At 67.9% G+C, this 16,711-nt stretch carries 10 protein-coding genes; 6 read left to right on the top strand and 4 right to left on the bottom strand.

Annotation, left to right across the window (positions count from 1 at the left end; translation table 11 throughout):
- Nucleotides 1–234: 234 nt before the first annotated feature.
- Together IT072_RS19480 and IT072_RS19475 are read right to left on the bottom strand one after the other, a co-directional pair.
- Nucleotides 235–1,413: a family 1 glycosylhydrolase gene (locus IT072_RS19480; protein ID WP_223358489.1), complete on the bottom strand. Its 1,179-nt coding sequence runs from the start codon at nucleotides 1,411–1,413 to the stop codon at nucleotides 235–237.
- A 235-nt stretch (nucleotides 1,414–1,648) separates the two neighbouring features.
- Nucleotides 1,649–2,749, bottom strand: coding sequence for a TetR/AcrR family transcriptional regulator (locus IT072_RS19475; protein ID WP_223358488.1), 1,101 nt, complete (start codon nucleotides 2,747–2,749; stop codon nucleotides 1,649–1,651).
- Between the two features lie 206 nt (nucleotides 2,750–2,955).
- On the opposite strand from IT072_RS19475, the gene IT072_RS19470 reads away from it, so the two are divergent.
- Nucleotides 2,956–4,245: an MFS transporter gene (locus tag IT072_RS19470; RefSeq protein ID WP_223358487.1), complete on the top strand. Its 1,290-nt coding sequence runs from the start codon at nucleotides 2,956–2,958 to the stop codon at nucleotides 4,243–4,245.
- Complete coding sequence (locus tag IT072_RS19465) at nucleotides 4,242–5,726, top strand: carboxylesterase/lipase family protein (protein ID WP_223358486.1); 1,485 nt, start codon at nucleotides 4,242–4,244, stop codon at nucleotides 5,724–5,726. Before IT072_RS19470 ends, IT072_RS19465 begins: the two co-directional genes overlap by 4 nt.
- Nucleotides 5,727–5,853: 127 nt before the next feature.
- Here IT072_RS19465 and IT072_RS19460 read toward each other — a convergent pair whose 3' ends face one another.
- Both IT072_RS19460 and IT072_RS19455 read right to left on the bottom strand, forming a co-directional pair.
- Complete coding sequence (locus IT072_RS19460; RefSeq protein ID WP_223358485.1) at nucleotides 5,854–6,765, bottom strand: SDR family NAD(P)-dependent oxidoreductase; 912 nt, start codon at nucleotides 6,763–6,765, stop codon at nucleotides 5,854–5,856.
- Nucleotides 6,762–7,949, bottom strand: coding sequence for an FAD-dependent oxidoreductase (locus IT072_RS19455; RefSeq protein WP_223358484.1), 1,188 nt, complete (start codon nucleotides 7,947–7,949; stop codon nucleotides 6,762–6,764). Before IT072_RS19455 ends, IT072_RS19460 begins: the two co-directional genes overlap by 4 nt.
- A 103-nt stretch (nucleotides 7,950–8,052) precedes the next feature.
- Between IT072_RS19455 and IT072_RS19450 the strand changes: the two genes are divergently transcribed.
- From IT072_RS19450 to IT072_RS19435, 4 genes are all read left to right on the top strand, one after another.
- On the top strand, nucleotides 8,053–8,763 hold the full coding sequence (locus IT072_RS19450; protein ID WP_223358483.1) for a TetR/AcrR family transcriptional regulator: 711 nt from the start codon (nucleotides 8,053–8,055) through the stop codon (nucleotides 8,761–8,763).
- A gap of 300 nt (nucleotides 8,764–9,063) precedes the next feature.
- A complete protein-coding gene (locus IT072_RS19445; RefSeq protein WP_223358482.1) occupies nucleotides 9,064–9,735 on the top strand; it encodes a hypothetical protein in 672 nt (223 codons plus the stop codon).
- Nucleotides 9,735–15,992, top strand: a complete 6,258-nt coding sequence (locus IT072_RS19440; RefSeq protein ID WP_223358481.1) for an RHS repeat-associated core domain-containing protein — start codon at nucleotides 9,735–9,737, stop codon at nucleotides 15,990–15,992. Before IT072_RS19445 ends, IT072_RS19440 begins: the two co-directional genes overlap by 1 nt.
- Before the next feature lie 123 nt (nucleotides 15,993–16,115).
- Nucleotides 16,116–16,694, top strand: a complete 579-nt coding sequence (locus tag IT072_RS19435; protein ID WP_223358480.1) for a hypothetical protein — start codon at nucleotides 16,116–16,118, stop codon at nucleotides 16,692–16,694.
- Nucleotides 16,695–16,711 lie beyond the last annotated feature (17 nt).

The raw sequence follows: 16,711 nt of genomic DNA, 5'->3' as shown, positions 1-16,711 counted from the left end.
TGCACGCTCTGACGAGGCGCACTACATCGAGAGGGCGCTTCGTCGTCGATTCATGACGCAGATCGCACAGAATCACGGGGCATGTCGGGTTCGAGCAGCATCACTTCCTCGGTAACCTGCCCGTGATCGCAGCTATCTAAGTAAAAATGAATTCGGATGTCAAGTGACTCTTGGTTCACTGGACAACCGCCAACGTGCTCCCGACGAGAAAGCGTCGCGCGACGTCCGGCCGGGTCACGCGGCGGGCCGGGGCGCGAGGGCGCCCAGCCACGCGAGGGACGGGCGTGGCGTGCGGGCGAACGTCTCGCGGTCCACGGCGACCAGGCCGAAGGTGGGAGCCCAGTGACCCCACTCCCAGTTGTCGAGCAGGCTCCAGTGGAAATAGCCGCGCACGTCGGCGCCGTCGACCATCGCGGCGCGCAGGGACAGCAGCGCGCCAGTGGTGTACTCGATCCGCTGGGCGTCGTCGGCCGTCGCGATGCCGTTCTCCGTGACGATGATCGGGGTGCTCGGGACCACGCGCGCCGCTCGGGCGACCGCGCCGCCGAGGGCGTCGGGAAGATACTCCCACCCGGTGAGGGTGCGCGGAGCCGTCCGGTCGGGTACCGCCACGGCCCCCGGGCCGACGCGCGTACCGGTGTAGGTCTGGACGCCCACGTAGTCGTCGCCGGCGCTCGCGCGCAGGAATACCTGGTCGCGGGGCTCGGCGTAGCGCTCCAGATCGTCCTCCGCACCCGGGATGGCCCGGTAGTCCTGCACCGAGACGCCCCACCCGACGGCGAGATGCGGATGGTGCGCGCGAAGCCGGGAGGCGGCGGCGTGGTGGAGGTCGACGAGGAACGCGCTGAGACCCGGGTCGGGCGCCGGGATGCCGTCCTGCAGGTCGGCGGCGCCGTTCCGGAGGAGCGGGGTGACGGCGACGATGTTCGGCTCGTTGATCGTCATGACCCGGGCGGCGCCCGCCTCGAGCACGGGGGCGAGGGCGTCGATGTAGCGAAGGAACCGGTCGATGGCGTCGGGCCGACCCCAACCCCCGCTGGCGGTGAACCAGAGCGGCAGGGTGAAGTGGTACAGCGTGACCGTGGGCTGGAGTCCTCGAGCGACGGCGGCTTCGACGATGCGCCGATAATGGTCGACGGCGGCGCGCGAGATGAACCCGTCCGCCGGCTCGATGCGCGACCACTCGATGCCGAATCGGTAGTCGGTGAAGCCGGCGTCGACGGCGAGGGCGAGATCCTCGGGCCAGCGATGGTAGCCGTCTACGGCGTCGCCGCAGCGCTCCAGAGAAGAATCGGGCTGATTCTCGCGGAACCAGGCATCGCTCGCGACGTTGCCGCCCTCGGTCTGGTGGGCGCCGAGGGAGACGCCCCAGGCGAATCCGGCGGGGAAGGTGTGGGGTGTCAGATCGGTCATGCGATCTCCTCTGATCAGCGAGAGCCCGAGGCTAGCACAGTCACGAATCAAGATTCACTTGACACCCGAAGTCGCGTTCACTTGTGTGAGGACTTCGCACAGTGTCTCCGGAGCTAGCGGCGATCATCGGTGATCGCCGCGGACCACGCCCGGACAGGGCCGGTCGCCCTGGTCGTCGACGGGGCCGAGCGCTCCCGCGACGCCGCCGGGATGGAGCCGGGCCGACTATCCGTGGTCAGCCGAAGAGCACGCTGCTGGCCGCGGCGAGCACGAACGCTTCGTCCGCGGCTTCTCCGATTGGCGGCCACAGAGTCAAGCCGTGGACGACCCACAGCGTTGCATGGCCTCGCATGCGTGCCTCGGTCGAGGAGCATCCGACGACGGACCGGACAAGGGATGCCCATCGATTGACGAGGTCATCGATCACCCGGCCCGCTTGGAGGCGTTCCGCCTGATCCAGCTCCACGGAGTCGTTGACGAGGATGGTCGTGATGTCCGGTCTGGTGGTGACCATCCGGATGTACTGCTCCAGCAAGCGCCGCAGGCTCAATGCGGGGTCTCCGTCTGGAGGGAGGGCTCTGTCGATCTCATCCCTCAGGAGGGACTCCGCCTCGCTGATCGCCGCGGCCAGCAGCTGACGCTTGCCGGAGAAGTGGCTGTAGAACGTGCCGGAGGCGATTCCCGCGGCACTTGCGATCTCCTCCACGGAGACCGTTGCATAGCCGCGGGCGGCGAAGAGCTCGATTGCGCCTGCCAGCAACTGGTCGCGTCTTCGTGTACGTTCCGGTTGGGGTGGTGTCGTCTTCATCGGCTGAAGCGCCGGAAGTGACACATCGGCCAAGCGTCGTGCTGCTCTCGTCAGGAACGACTCGAGGCGTCGTTGGCTCGGCTCGAGCCCGTGGAAGGCCGCGCTTGCGAATGTCATGAGAACCGCGCGTGCTCGACGGAGCGCGATCGGTGGTGGGTCGCCCCTTTCGTGGACGAGGTCGTGGCTGAGCCGGCTCACGAGTGAGCCGATCTCTTCTTCGATCAGCTGACGACCCTCCGCCTCGAGATGTCGGAACTCGCGTATCCACAGGCGCGCGCCGCCGCGATCGGCTGCGGTGGCGCGCGCCATCTGTGGAAGGATCTCGTCGAGCAGGCGGTCGGGGTCCGCGACCGCCTCGAGAAGGGGTGCGAGGCTCGCCTCTGTCGCTGCGAGCAGGAGCGCGTTCTTGCTGGCCATGTGCCGGTAGAGAGCCGCTGGTCGCACATTGATGGTGGCGGCCACCTGCTCCATGCCGACCGCGGTGAATCCCTGGTCGCCGAACAGCCGGCCTGCTGTGGCGATAAGCATCGCGCGACGGTTGCGCGGCCGCGTTCCCCTGGGGGGAGGCTCGACTCCGGTCGCAGAAAAGACCATGAGACAACCCTATCCGAGCCGTGCGGAGCGAACGGCCCTGCGCCACGTCCGAGGAATGCGAATAGAAATTAACTTGACAGCCGAATCGCAGTTCACTTAGCGTGAGCCTGATTCCGTCCGTCCCGTCCCGAGGAAGTGACATGCTCGATCCCGGCGCGCCCGTGGCCAAGCCTGCATCCGGTCCTGCTCCAGCCGCGGTCGGAGACGCGCCCGCCCGGAGGATCCCGCCTCGTCGCCTGGTTCCCTGGCTCGGCGTCGTCGCGCTGATCGTGCAGGGAGCGATCCAAGGAACGCAGGGCGTGCTGCTGCCGAACCAACTCCTCCGCATCGATGCCGGGCAGAAGGTCACCAATCTCGCGATCGTCACGAGTGTGTCGTTCGCGGTGGCCATCCTCGTCCAGCCCCTTGTGGGTACGTTGAGCGACCGGACCAGGAGCCGGCTCGGACGGCGGGCTCCCTGGATGCTCGCCGGCGCGGCCTCCACCGGCATCGCACTGACGACCATGGGGTTTCTCGCCTCCATCCCCGCGATCGCGGTCTGCTGGGTGCTCGTCCAGATCTCCTTCAACGTCATGCTGGCCCCTTCGTCCGCGCTCATGCCCGACCGTTTGCCGGTCGAGAGGCGCGGGGGCGCCTCGGCGCTGGCGGGACTGGGGTTCATGGTCGGTGCAGCACTCGCGACCGTGGCAGGAGGCGCACTCGCCAGCAGGCTTCCCCTCGGCTACGCGCTGTTCGGCCTGGTCGTCGTGATCGGGATCGTCCTGTTCGTCGTCTTCAATCCCGACCGCACCACGGTCGGTCCCGCCGAGCCGTTCAGGTGGCGCTCGCTCGTGGCAGCTTTCTGGGTGAACCCCCGGAAGCACCCGGACTTCGCATGGGCGTTCGCCGCGCGCCTGTTGTTCACCGTCAGCTATTACTCCGTCGTGACGTTCTCCTTCTACATGCTCACGGACTACGCGCATCTCTCGGTTGCGGAAGCCAACGGAGGGGTCGGCGCGATCTCCGCCTCCACTGTCATCGCCGCCATCCTCGGAATCCTCGTCGGGGGGCTCGGGAGCGACAGGCTCAATCGGCGGAAGCCCTTCATCTATGCTGCATCCGTGCTCATGGCGATCGGGCTGGCGATTCCGTTGATCTGGCCGAGCTTCCCCGGGATGATCGGGCTCGCCGCATGCTTCGGGCTCGGGTTCGGGCTGTATCAGTCGGCTGACGGGGTTCTCATGTCGCTCGTGCTCCCCAATCCGAACCAATCCGCAGCGAAGGACATCGGCGTGCTCAACCTCGCGAACACGATCCCGCAGGCGATCGCGCCGGCGATCGGAGGTGCGTTGGTCGTGGCGACGGGAGGCTACACGAGCCTCTTCATGGCGGGGATCGTGATCTCGCTCGTGGCGGCGTTGGTCATCATCCCTGTCCGGGGCGTGCGGTGAGCGCCCCCGAGGCGTCGGGGCCGCCCATCGCGCAGGTGAGTTCGGGGCGGCTGCGTGGCTCGTGGCGGGAGAGCACGGCCGTCTTCCTGGGTGTGCCGTTCGCCGCCCCGCCCACTGGCCTGCGTCGCTTCGATGCGCCGGCCCCTGTGACGTCATGGACGGGGACGCGGGACGCGACCGAGTACGGGCCGACGACGGACCGCATCGCGGTGCCCGATCACTCCATGCCCGAGACCGTCGTCCCGGGGGAGGCGACGCTCAACCTCAACGTCTTCGCGCCGGATTTTGCGTCCTCTGAGAACGCGGGGAGACCCGTGCTGGTGTGGATCCACGGGGGCGGATTCATCGTCGGCTCGCCCAAGAACCTCTGGTACGAAGGAGGAAGTTTCACCCGCAAAGGCATCATCGTGGTCACCGTGGATTACCGGCTCGGCATCGACGGCTTCGGCGCGATCGACGGTGCGCCGGACAACCGCGGGGTCCGTGACTGGATCGCCGCCCTCGAGTGGGTCAGAGACAACATCGGCGCCTTCGGCGGAGACCCGGACCGGGTCACCGTCGCTGGGCAGTCGGCCGGGGGCGGTGCCGTCCTCACGTTGCTGGGCACGCCCGCAGCCCAGCACCTGTTCCGTGCTGCGATCGCGCTCTCCGGGGCGCTCGGCGACGGCTCGCGAGCGAAGTCGCTGCGGTTCACGGCCGATCTGGCGCACGAGACGGGTGTGGAGCCGAATCGCGCCGGACTCTCGCGGGTTCCGGAGCATGATCTGCTGAAGGCGCAGATGGAGATCGTCGCGGCGCGACGAGGCCGCGACCGGTTCGCGGCGGCGCGTGACCTGTTCAGAGGAGTGCTGCCCATCGCGCCCATCGTCGATGGCGAACTCCTCCCGATGTCCACGCCGGAGGCGTTGTCGGCGGGCGTGGGCGCGGACAAGCCGCTTCTGCTCGTCACGACGGATGACGAGAACGCGCAGGAGGCGTCGCGGTGGCTTCCCGCGGCCGCCGACCTGCTGCCACGAGGTTTCGTGCTCCGGCGCACGGGGCTCTCCCGGGCGGCATCCCGCGAGTTTCGGAGAGCGCATCCGGGGCTTCGTCCGCGTCGCTTGCTCGGACGGCTGGTCGCCGATCTGACCTTCCGAGTCCTTGCCCTCGAGGTCGCAGCGGCGCGTGGGGAGGGGCGAACGTGGTTGGCGCGGCTCAAATGGCCGTCGCCGACATTCGGGCAGGCGCTGCACTGTCTCGATCTGCCCTTCTTCTTCGACATCCTCGATGAGCCTTCTGCTGCGTCCTGGCTGGGGGCCGATCCGCCGAAGGAGATCGCGGAGGCGTTGCACGGCGCCGCAGTGCACATCATCCTCGGCGAACAGCCTGCCTGGCAGGCCTGGGATAGCCGAGCGGGCGCCATCGCGGTGCTGGACCGTTCGGTCGAGATCGAGGCCGACGCCTATCACGACGTCCGATACCTCGGCCGCCGTCTGACGTGAGGGGGGACAAGGATGGAAGCCTCACGCGGAGGGACCGCCGTCGTCATCGCTGTCGCCGATGACGAAATCGGGAGGCCGGTCGTCTACGCCGCACGACGAAGGGGCCCGGCTGGCGGAGCGCGGACGCCTATACGTTCATGGTGACGCCGGTCAGCTGTTCCGACTGTTCCCAGAGCCGACCGGCCAGGTCGTCGAGAGGTTTCGCGAGCCGCGGCTCGGGTGCGATGCGCACGGGTGGACCGAACGTGCCGTGGGCCGGGCCGAAGAAGTCCCCGCCGTGGGCATCGGGATCGGTGGCGGCACGTACGGCTGACCAGGCGGCGTGCTCTTTGCTCTGCCCGACGAATCCCCATAGCGGCTCGTCCCAGCGGGTCTTGCGGGCGATCCCCGGACGCCGCGGTGTGCGGGCGTCGACGGCCATCCCAGGACGGCTCATGATCGCGTCGACGGCGCGGCCGGCGGCTCGCAGGCGGCGGTCGAGTTCGAACCCGAAGATCTCCGTGGCGGTCTTCGACCTCCCGTACTCACGCATCGTGGGACCCGGGGGCGCGGTGAGGTCGCGCACATCGATGTTCGAACGCGCATAGTTGCTTGTTGTCTGGATGATCCGGTCCGGCCCGGCGCGATTCAGAAGGTGAGCGATGAAGGCGAAGTTGGCCAGGTAGCCGCCGATCAACGGCCAGAACCCGTCCTTCGTCGTCTCGCCCTCCTTCGGTGCGGTCATGACCCCGGCGTTGAGGATCACCGCATCGAGGTGCGGCAGCCCGGCCAGCTCGGCGGCGGCGTCCCGCACGGATGCGAGGGAAGTGAGGTCGAAGCGCACGAATCGGGTCAGGACGTCGGGGGCATGGTCGCGGATCGCGTCCTGCGCCGCGCGGACACGGTCGGGATTGCGGGCGGCGATGACCACCTGGCCTCCTGCACGCGCGAGCTGTTCGGCCGCGAAGTACCCGATCCCCGCGTTGCCTCCGGTCACCACGAACGTGCGACCGTGCTGGTCGGGCAGCTGAGCAGGGTCCCATTCTCGCGCGCCGGTCATGAGGTGGCCTCCTCGCGGCCGAGGAGCCGCCGGAACGGGGTGGCCAATCGGGCGAGAGCGTTCGCGGTGCGGAAGAAGGCGACGATCTTCGTCGGAGGGCCGTCGACGAACATCTTGTCGAGGCTTTTCTGGGATGCGGCGGCCATCTTCGTGGCGCGGGGGAACATCGTCTGCTCGTAGGAGGCGAGCGCGGTCTCGATATCGGGCCCGGTCACGATCGCGCGTGCCAGGTCGGCCCCGTCGATGAGGGCGAGGTTCGCGCCCTCACCTGCGAACGGCGACATCAGATGCGCCGCATCACCGACCAAGGTCACGCCCGACACGCGACCCCAGCGTGTGCCGGTCGGGAGGGCGTAGATCGGGCGCGGCCAGATCGTGTCGTCGCAGTCGCGGATCAGATTCGTGAGGGTCGGCGACCAATCCGGGAACTGCGCCAGTAGCGCTGCGCGGGCCGCATCGGGGTCGTCCCAGTCGATGCCCGACTCGGCGGCCCACTGTTCGGGCACCCGGAATCCGGCGCCGAGAGCGATCTGGTCGCCACCGTGTCCTCCGATGTACTTGTCGTCCGAGAGTGCGAAGACGTTCCCCGGGCCGGTGACGGAGAGAGCCTCGGGGTGCATGCTCGTCGCATCGCTCAGACGGAACTCGACCAGGGTGATGCCGGTGTACCGGGGTCGCGTCTCGGTGAGGAGCGTCCGTACCCTCGACCACGCACCGTCGGCCCCGACGACGAGATCTGCGTGCTGCACTGTGCCGTCGGCGACCTCGAGCTCGGCGCCGTTCGGGGCGGATCGCACGGCGATGACTTTGTGCCCCCATCGGATCGTGCCCGGCGCGAGTGACTGCACGAGAAGTCGCCGCAGCCTCGTGCGATCGATCTCGGGGCGTCCCGCGCCGCCAGCGCGCTCGGGCTCATCGATAAGGACCCGGGCGTGCTTGTCGAGTACCCGGACGGATTCGCCGTGCGGGTGTGTCTGAGCGCGGAACTCCTCGTACAGGCCGGCCTCGCGCAGCGCGACCTGGCCCGTTGCGGTGTGGATGTCCAGCGAGCCTCCTTGCTGACGCGCTTCCTCGGAGGCGTCGGACTCGTAGACCGTGACAGGGATGCCGTTGCGTTGAAGGATGCGTGCGCACACGAGGCCTGCAAGGCCCGCTCCCACGATCGCGATGTTCGGCTTCGACATGGCCGACGTCTCCTTTCGCTTGATTCCGTCGGTGGCTTCGTCATCACCCTACACGAACATGTTCGTTACGAACAGATTCGAGACAATTTGATAGGCTTACGTCATGGTTGCCGACCCACGAACGAGGACACCGCAGAGTCGCCGAGACCGCCCCGCCAAGCCGGCGCTGAGCCGAGAGGGCATCGTCGACCACGCCCTGGCGATTCTCCAGAAGGAGGGGTTGGGCAAGGTCACGATGCGCCGCATCGCGAGCGCGCTCGACACCGGTCCCGCGTCGCTCTATGTCTACGTCCGCGACACGGAGGATCTGCACGCGCAGATCCTTGACGCTCTCATCGGACGAATGCCCCGGCCCTCCGGTAGGGGCCCGTGGCGGGAACGGCTCCACGAGCTGCTCGGCTCCTACGGAGAGTTGTTGTCGCTATACCCCGAGATCGCCCGGATGGCGCTGGCCGCTCAGCCATTGGGCGTGCACTACTTCACCTTGGTCGAGTCCGTTCTCGATCTGCTCGCTGAGGGCGGAATACCCGATGAGACCGCGGCATGGGGTATCGACATGCTCTTCGCGTCGGTCACCGCCAGCGCCGTCGAGCACGCCGCGAACGCCGATGGCGACGGCGACGCGGAACGACTGGTCATGATGGCCGCCGCTCTCGCGGTGGCATCGGAGTCGACTCACCCCCGCACCCTGAGGCTGGGGAACCAGATGCTTGCCGGTACCGGGTCGGAGCGGTTCCGGTGGGGACTCGATGTCCTGATCAACGGCCTTCTCCACACTCCTCGTCCCGCGAGCGCACCACCTCGCGACGACTGAGGGGGGAAAGAGGAGAGCGCCGCTTCTCGCGGGTCCAGGCGGGCGTCGCACGGCGCGATACCCGCCGATCCGTGCGATGCGAACGAATGTCGTGTCGGTGGTCTCAGCTGGGCTCTGAGGGCCGGTGGACCCACTCCTCCGACCTTCGCGAAGGTCATCGCGCGTCTCACCTGCCGCCACCCCAGCGGCCCAGCGGACACGTACGCAAGACCGGTGCGTCTACGCAAATCCATACCGATCGGTACTGAAACCTGACAATTCGCAATCAACGGGCTTGGGATCTCGTCCAGGGTTGCGGGCGTGAGTTCTCAGAGTCCTGCCTTCCGCGCCCGAGCGTTCGCCGCATCGGCGACGGCCAGTGCCCTGCTGGCCATCGTCATGCTGGTCGGCGGCGGCTCGCCTGCGTCCGCCACCCCGGCGTACGCGCCCTGCCCCGCGCAGAGCGAGGTCTCGTCGTGCGACGCGGACGGCGACACGGTGCCGGATGTGGTCGAGCGCGTCGTGTGCGGCACCGCCACCTGCGCGACCGGTCGTGAAGACCGTGACGAGGATGGCATCCCCGACTGGGTCGAGGTCATGGCCTGCGGTTCCGCCACGTGCGCGTCGCCGACGAAGGACAGCGTCGGCGACGGCATCCCGGACTACACCCGCCAGATCGTGTGCGGCTCTGCGACGTGCTGGACCGACAACGCCGACGTGAACGCGCACGGTGTGCCGAAGTGGGCGTCCGTCGTCATCTGCGGCACCACCGGATGCGCGACCGGCCACGAAGACTACGACGCCGACGGCGTGTCCGACGCGATCGTGCTCGCCTCCTGCGTCACCCCGCGCAACCCGCTGGCCTCCACGGGCTCGATGATCGCCATCGGCGTCATCCTCGCGCTCGCCGCCGCCCTGATCGGCACGGGCGCCGTGCTCGCTCGCCGTCACGGCCTCTACTCCGCGGCTCTCGAGCACGGCGCTACCGTCTGATGCGCGCGACGAGGATGCGGGGACGACTCGTCACCCGCTTGGCCGGCGCGCGCGTCGGCATGGCCGTGCTCGCGTCCGTCGCGGCGGTCGCACTCACCCTGGTCGGCACGGTCACGCCCGCGGAGGCGTCGCCCGCCGAGCTCGCCAGGCGGACCGCAGCGGCGACGCTGGCGGAGGTCCGCGCGGCCGCCGCCGTGCAGGATGCGCGCGTGAAGGCCGAGACCGAGGCTCCCGCCCCGCAGGCCACCGGCAGCATCGAGCCGGGCAAGACGTCCACGATCGACGCGGACCGTCTGGGCGCATCCGTGACGTTCTCCGGCAACAAGGTGGAGTCGAAGCTCGACGTGGAGGTCGGGGGGGCCCCGGCCAACGCCTTGCGTGCGGCCCGCTCCGAGCAGCCGTCCGGCGGCACCCCCGTCTCGGACCCGGTCGAGATCACGGCGAAGGACGCCGACGGCAAGCAGGTCACCCAGTTCCCGGCGAAGGCGGTCAACACGCGCGGCGGCGGCGAGAAGGGCCCGGTCGTCTCCGACGTCGTCCCCGGTGTCGCCTTGGAGCTGAAGCCGGACCTCGATCTGGTGACATCCAACAACCTCGATCCGGCCACACTGCAGATCTACACCCGCGAGAACCCGGGCGAGCCGTGGACGGTCCTGCCGTCGTACTACGACGCGGAGGCGGGGGTGGTGAAGGGCGTCTCGTCGCACCTCTCGCAGTTCGTGGTGATCGGGATCCCGTTTCCCGTCCCGGATCGTCCCGTCATCGTGCTCGACCCGGACAATGACGAGGGGCATGTCACGACGCCCGCGCCTCCGGTGACGGAGCTGCCGTACAACATCCAGCTCGCCCAGCTGGTGCGGGATCGTCTGCAGAACCTCTGCTTCGCGACGGTGCACATCACGAACGAAGACCCCGCGAATGTCATGGTCCCGCGCGAGTACCGCGCCGGTCAGATGGCGGCGTGGAACCCTTCCCTCTCACTCGGCATCGGCTTCAACACCTGGGAAGGCGTCGCCTGGGGCGGCGAGCACCCTGAACAGGGTGGCTCGCAGGTCTACTCGCGAGGCGGCGCATCCGACAACGCGGTCTCTGATTCGCTGGTCGGAAACCTGCCGACCTATACCGGTCGCCCTGCCAAGAACATGGGCAACAACGGCAACTTCCCGGGAGACGAGTTCGCGGGCGTCCCGAACGCATTCACCCACCTCGAGGCGCTCTACCTGGACAACAACTACGACCGCGCCTACATCGACAACGGCGGTATGCCCCCGCTAGCCGACGGCGTTTTCACCGGTCTCGGCAAGTACCTGGAGACGCACGGCTTCGACTGCACCGATCCCGTGACCGGAGGCTGGCCAACGCCGCCGTCCGCAGCGGACTTCGCCCGCTGGCGCATGCTCGGCCTCCAGAACTACCTCACCTATGGCGGAGAGCCGTTCGCCTTCTCCACCGGAAACCTCTTCGAGAAGGAAGAGCTCTTCTCCCTCCCCGGAACCGGTGGCTCGAGCACGGACCTCACGCTGTACTACAACAGCCAAGACGGCCGTCTCTCCCGCGTCGGCGCGGGCTGGTCGTTCGGGATGGGCGCCCGGGCGCAGCGCTTCATCGACGGCTCGGTCATGGTGGTCCGCGGGGACGGCGCCTCGTTCGTCTTCACCGGTGACGGCAACGGCGGCTACCGCACCTCGGATGCCGGTGTGCACCAGACGCTGACGGAGGCCGGCGGCGGACGGCTGAAGCTGACCGACGTGTCCGGGGAGTCGTGGGTCTTCGACGCGTCGAACATCGACGGCATCGGCAACCTGATACAGCACACCGACGCCGAGGGGCGCACGACCACGCTGACCTACGGCGCCCCCGCCGATCCCGAGACGACCCAGTTCTACCCGCTGGCGTCGATCACGGACAGCGCCGGTCAGACCATCGCGGTCGACTCCGACGCCCTGGGCCGGGTCACCAGCTTCACCCGCCCGGGCGGGGACCGCTGGTCGCTCTCCTACGACGGCGCGGGCAACCTCACCACGATCACCCTGCCCGACGGCCGCACCAAGCAGTTCACCTACGATGACAAGCACCAGCTGCTGACGGGCACGGATGCGACGGGCGCCACGTACCTGAAGAACCAGTACGACGACCAGGGCCGCGTCGTGAAGCAGTGGGATGTGGAGGGCAACCTCCGCACGCTGGATTACTCGGTCGCCGGGCAGACCACGTACACCGACAACCTCGGCCGCACGAGCGTCTACGCGTTCGACGACCGGTTCCGGATCACGAAGGTGACGCATCCGGACGGCACGACCGCGGCGTTCTCCTACGACGCCGACAACAACATCCTCTCGTCGACCGACGAGAACGGGAAGAAGACGACCTACGGGTACGACGCGGCGGGAAACCTCACGACCGAGACCGCCCCGGACGGCATCGTCACCAAGTACACCTACACGCCGACCGGCCTCGTTGCGACCAAGACGGACACCGGCGGCCCGCTCGTGGCGGCCTCCACGGGTAACGCGCCACGGGGCTCGCTGCGCACCTGGTCGTACGACTACGACGGGGCCGGGCACCTCGTCGCGACCCACCAGCCGGACGGCACCACGATCACGAACGAGTACGACGCGGCGGGCAACGTGGTCAAGACGACGCAGCCATCCGGTGCGGCCACGACCTTCGCCTACGATGCGGCGGGCAACCTCACCGCCAGCACCGACGCGATCGGTCGCACCTCGACGTACGCGTACGACGCCGCGGGCCGGATGACCGCGCAGACCGATCTCGGAGGCCACACCACCTCGTACGCGTGGGATTCCGGCGACCGGCTGGTCACCGCTACCGACGCGACCGGTGCGGCTTTCGGCCACGGCTGGGAGCCGAACGACCACCTCGCCTCCCTGACCGATCCGACCGGCGCGGTGACGAGGTACTCGTGGGATGCCATGTTCCACCTGACCGACTCCACCAGCCCGGGCGGCGGCGTGACGAGGTACGGCTACACCGCCGAGGACGCCCTGTCGTCGCAGACGGATCCGCTCGGCGCGACGACTACCCGCACGACGGACGATCGGGACCGGGTCATCACGACCGTCGACCCCACCGGCGGCGAATGGCGCTACAGCTACGACGGCGTCGGCAACCTCCTGAGCTCCACGTCGCCGTCGGGTGCGAAGACGACGTTCACCTACGACGATGCCGGACACCTCCTGACCCAGAAGGACCCGACCGGCGGCACCACGACCTCCGTGTACGACTCGGTCGGTCGCCTGGTCAGGCAGACCGACCCGGACGGCGTCGTGTCGAAGTACGAGTACGACGCGATGGACCGCGTCGTCCGCGTCATCGACGGTCTCGGCAAGCGCACCGACCTGTCGTATGACGTCGACGGCAACCTGACCGGTGTCGTGGACCGGCAGGGCAACCCGTGGGCGTTCACTTACGATGCGGCCGGGCAGCTCCTGACCGCGAAGAGCCCGCTGGGCGCGGTGACCACCTACGGGTACGACGCCGACGGCGGTCTCGCCACGGTGACGGATCCGCTGGGCCGCACGACCACGAACACCTACGACGCCCTCGACCGTCTGGTCTCGACGACCGATCCCGTCGGGCGCACCACGTCGTACGCCTATGACGCGAACGGTCGCACCACCTCCGTCACCGACCCCAACGGGCACACCACCTCATTCGCCTACGACGCCGACGGCAACCAGACGTCGACGACCGACGCCACCGGCGCCGTGACCTCCTATGGCTGGGATGCGGCGGGCAACCAGACCTCCGCGACCGACGCGAACGGCCACGTCACCCGCTACGCGTACGACCCCGCCGGGCAGCTCGTCCGCGTGACCGAGGGTTACCGGGAGGGCGCCGCGGCGTCCGCGGACGTCAACGTCGTGTCGAAGTACGGCTACGACGCGGACGGCGCGCTCACCAGCGTCACCGACCCGAACGGCCACCGGACGACCTACACCGTCGACGCCGCCGGCCGCACCACCAAAGAGGTCGACCCGGTCGGCACCACGACCGCCTGGTCGTACACCGCAGCGGGTCGCCTGGCCTCCCTGGTCAACGGCAACGGAGCGCGCACCACGTACGCGTACGACGGTCGCGGCGACCTCTCCCGTCAGAACCAGGCCGGTGCCGTCGCCACCTACGAGTACTCGGCGAACCAGCAGCTCATCGCGATGACCGACCCGACCGGCACCTCCGGCTGGACCTACGACAAGGACGGCCGGACCACTGCCCAGCTCGACCAGCAGGGCGGCCGTCTGAAGACCGCGTACGACAAGGCCGGGCAAGTCACGTCGATGACCCTTCCCACCGGTCAGAAGCTCGACTACACCTACGATGCCGCCGGCGAGGTCACCTCGCAGTCGTCCCCGTGGGGTGCTCTGACGTACTCGTGGGATCCCGCGGGCAACCTCACCGACCTCGTCCGTTCGAACGGTGTCGCCACGAGCTACTCGTACGATGCCGTGAACCGTGTCGTGGATGTGCTGCACACGACGCCGGAGGCGGCCACGCCCGCATCGCCGTCGCCATCCGCGACGCCCGTCGCGTTCGCCGCGGGCGACGCGCAGTCGGACAAGTGCGTGACGGTCGCCGGCTACCTCAGTGCGCGTTCTGCGCCCGCCGCGGGTGAGAACGGCATGTGCAAGCACGCGAACACCTACCTGAACGGCCGCGCCCTCCCGATGCCGGAGAACCCGGTGGCCGATGGTGGTGCTCTGCGTTACCAGTACGGGTACGACGCGGACGGCAACGTGACGAAGGCGACCCGTACGATCACGCCGGCCGCGCCGGTGGCAGCCGTGACTGACGGTGCGGGGCAGCCTTCGTCGCCGGTTCCTGGTGTGCCGTCGGCGGTGACCCCGCCGACGAAGGCGAAGGTCACCTCCACGAGTTACGGGTATGACGGTGTGGACCGTCTGGCCTCCTCGACCGTGTCGTCGGGTGAGAAGAACACGTATGCGTATGACCCGGCGGGCAACCGGATCGGGTGGACGCGCACGGGTGCTGCGGACGGGAACTTCTCCCTGTCCGCCGTGTTCAACGACGCGAACCAGTTGACCCGGTCGAATACGTCGGGTGCGGGTCGTGGGGTGTCTGGTGGGGTGGCGTCGTATTCGTATGATCGTGCCGGCAACCGGGTGTCGCAGTCGGTGGCGGGTGTGGGTTCGTCGTTGTCGTATAACGCGTCGGGGCAGGCGACGCAGGTGAGCCGCGACGGCCGGTCGACGTCGTATGCGTATGACGGGCTGGGCCGGCAGGCGTCCTCGACGGATCAGACGAAGTACGGGTCCGTCACGACCGCGAACGTGTTCGACGGGACTTCTCTCGTGCAGTCGGTGAGTTCGACGCAGGGCACCACGACGGTGGTGCGGGATGCTGCGGGTGCGCTGGCGGAGCATGTCACGGCATCTGGTGAGGCGACCTGGGACCTGCTGGACGGTCTGGGGTCGACGATCGCGGGCGTGACCGGCGGGTCGGTGACCCAGTTGGTGTCGTATGACGATTGGGGTGGTCAGGCGTTCGAGACGGACGGGTGGGACGCGCCCGTGGGTTACACCGGGCATGTGCAGGATGCGACGCAGGGTCTGATGCACACGTTCGCGCGGTCGTATGACGTGGGCACGGGGACGTGGACGAGTCCGGACACCTGGCGGGGGCTGCTGGTCCAGCCGAAGTCGTTGGCGCGGTATCAGTACGCGTGGAACAACCCGACCACGTTCTGGGACCCGGACGGGCACCGATGCGCGTCGCGGGCAGGTGCGTCGGATGCGCTCCCACTCGGCTGTGGCGCACCACCCCACCAGGCGTGGGAGAACGTCCAGATGCCGCCCGACTCCACGACGACCAGTACTCCCTCAGGTCCATCGGGGCCTTCCGTTTCCGGTCCCAATGATCAGAACGATCTTCCGAGCACCCACGATTGTCCCGCTGGCAAGGTGCGATACATCAGCCCGTACGTGAGCCCACAGTGCGTCGACGCGAAGAATCTCAAGGATTCTGAAGAGCGAGCGCGCCTCTGGCTCGAGTGCAACAACCTGTGCGGAGACGCGTGGCTTGCGTTCGTTAATGTTGTTCTCGATGGAATAGGGGTGGTTCCAGGGCTAGTGCTTTGTGGGGCTTCGTTGCCTGTGGGAGGTGGTGCATGCGTTGATCTCGATCCGCAAGACGTCGCTTCATTCATCGGCTCACTCTATGACTGGCAGGACGCCGAATACGCTTTGTGGGCTGATCAGTTGAAACGATGGGGGCTATAGCCAGTGGTACCAACTAAAGCGTCGAACACCCAGGGGCGAGAAAAGAAGGTCATCGTTCTCGCCACGTGGGGGCTTGCGTCGGCCGCCGTACTGAATCTCCTGGGATTGGCGGCCACTATCCTCTTGACGGACTGGGACGCGCTACTTGGCAGCATCAACATCAAGGTGATCGTTCTCGTGGTCCCTATCGTCCTTGGTTGCGCTCTCACTGTGGGGGTGTTTGTTGCACTGCCAATCGCGGTTGCCTGCGAGCTGGTCACAAGGAACGCACGTGCGGCGACTCTCGCGCTGGTCCTGAGCCTTCTCAGCGTCGTCGCGATCTTGTTTCTGGGATGGCGTGCAATTCCATCAGCAGCCGTCTACGTAATCCTGTCGGTTCTTGTCTGGCGCCTTCGGCCGATCCTCAACAGCGATTCTGGGGCGGCCCGACGCTACTCGAGTGCCGTGGGCTACGTGCTTCTGGTCGGCGGCGGGCTGCTGGGTGTCCACAACTACTATCTCTCGCGTGCCTGGGCAGGAATTCTCTACTTCACTTTTCTCCTGCTCGGAACTGCGGCGCTTGGAACCTTCTTTACATATGTCTTCTACCTCCTGCTCGGGTGTCTTCTCATCGCCGACGCAGCACTCATGCCCTCCCGGATCTGGCGGCTGCAAGATCGTTGGGAGTCCTCTCCGCGAGCGCGTCGACAGCGATTGCCCTGAGCGGCTCCTTATTCGAG

Source organism: Leifsonia sp. ZF2019, from assembly GCF_019924635.1.
GTDB lineage: Bacteria > Actinomycetota > Actinomycetes > Actinomycetales > Microbacteriaceae > Leifsonia.
Note: the sequence above shows the minus strand (reverse complement) of the source record. Positions and strands in the feature narration are given on the sequence as shown.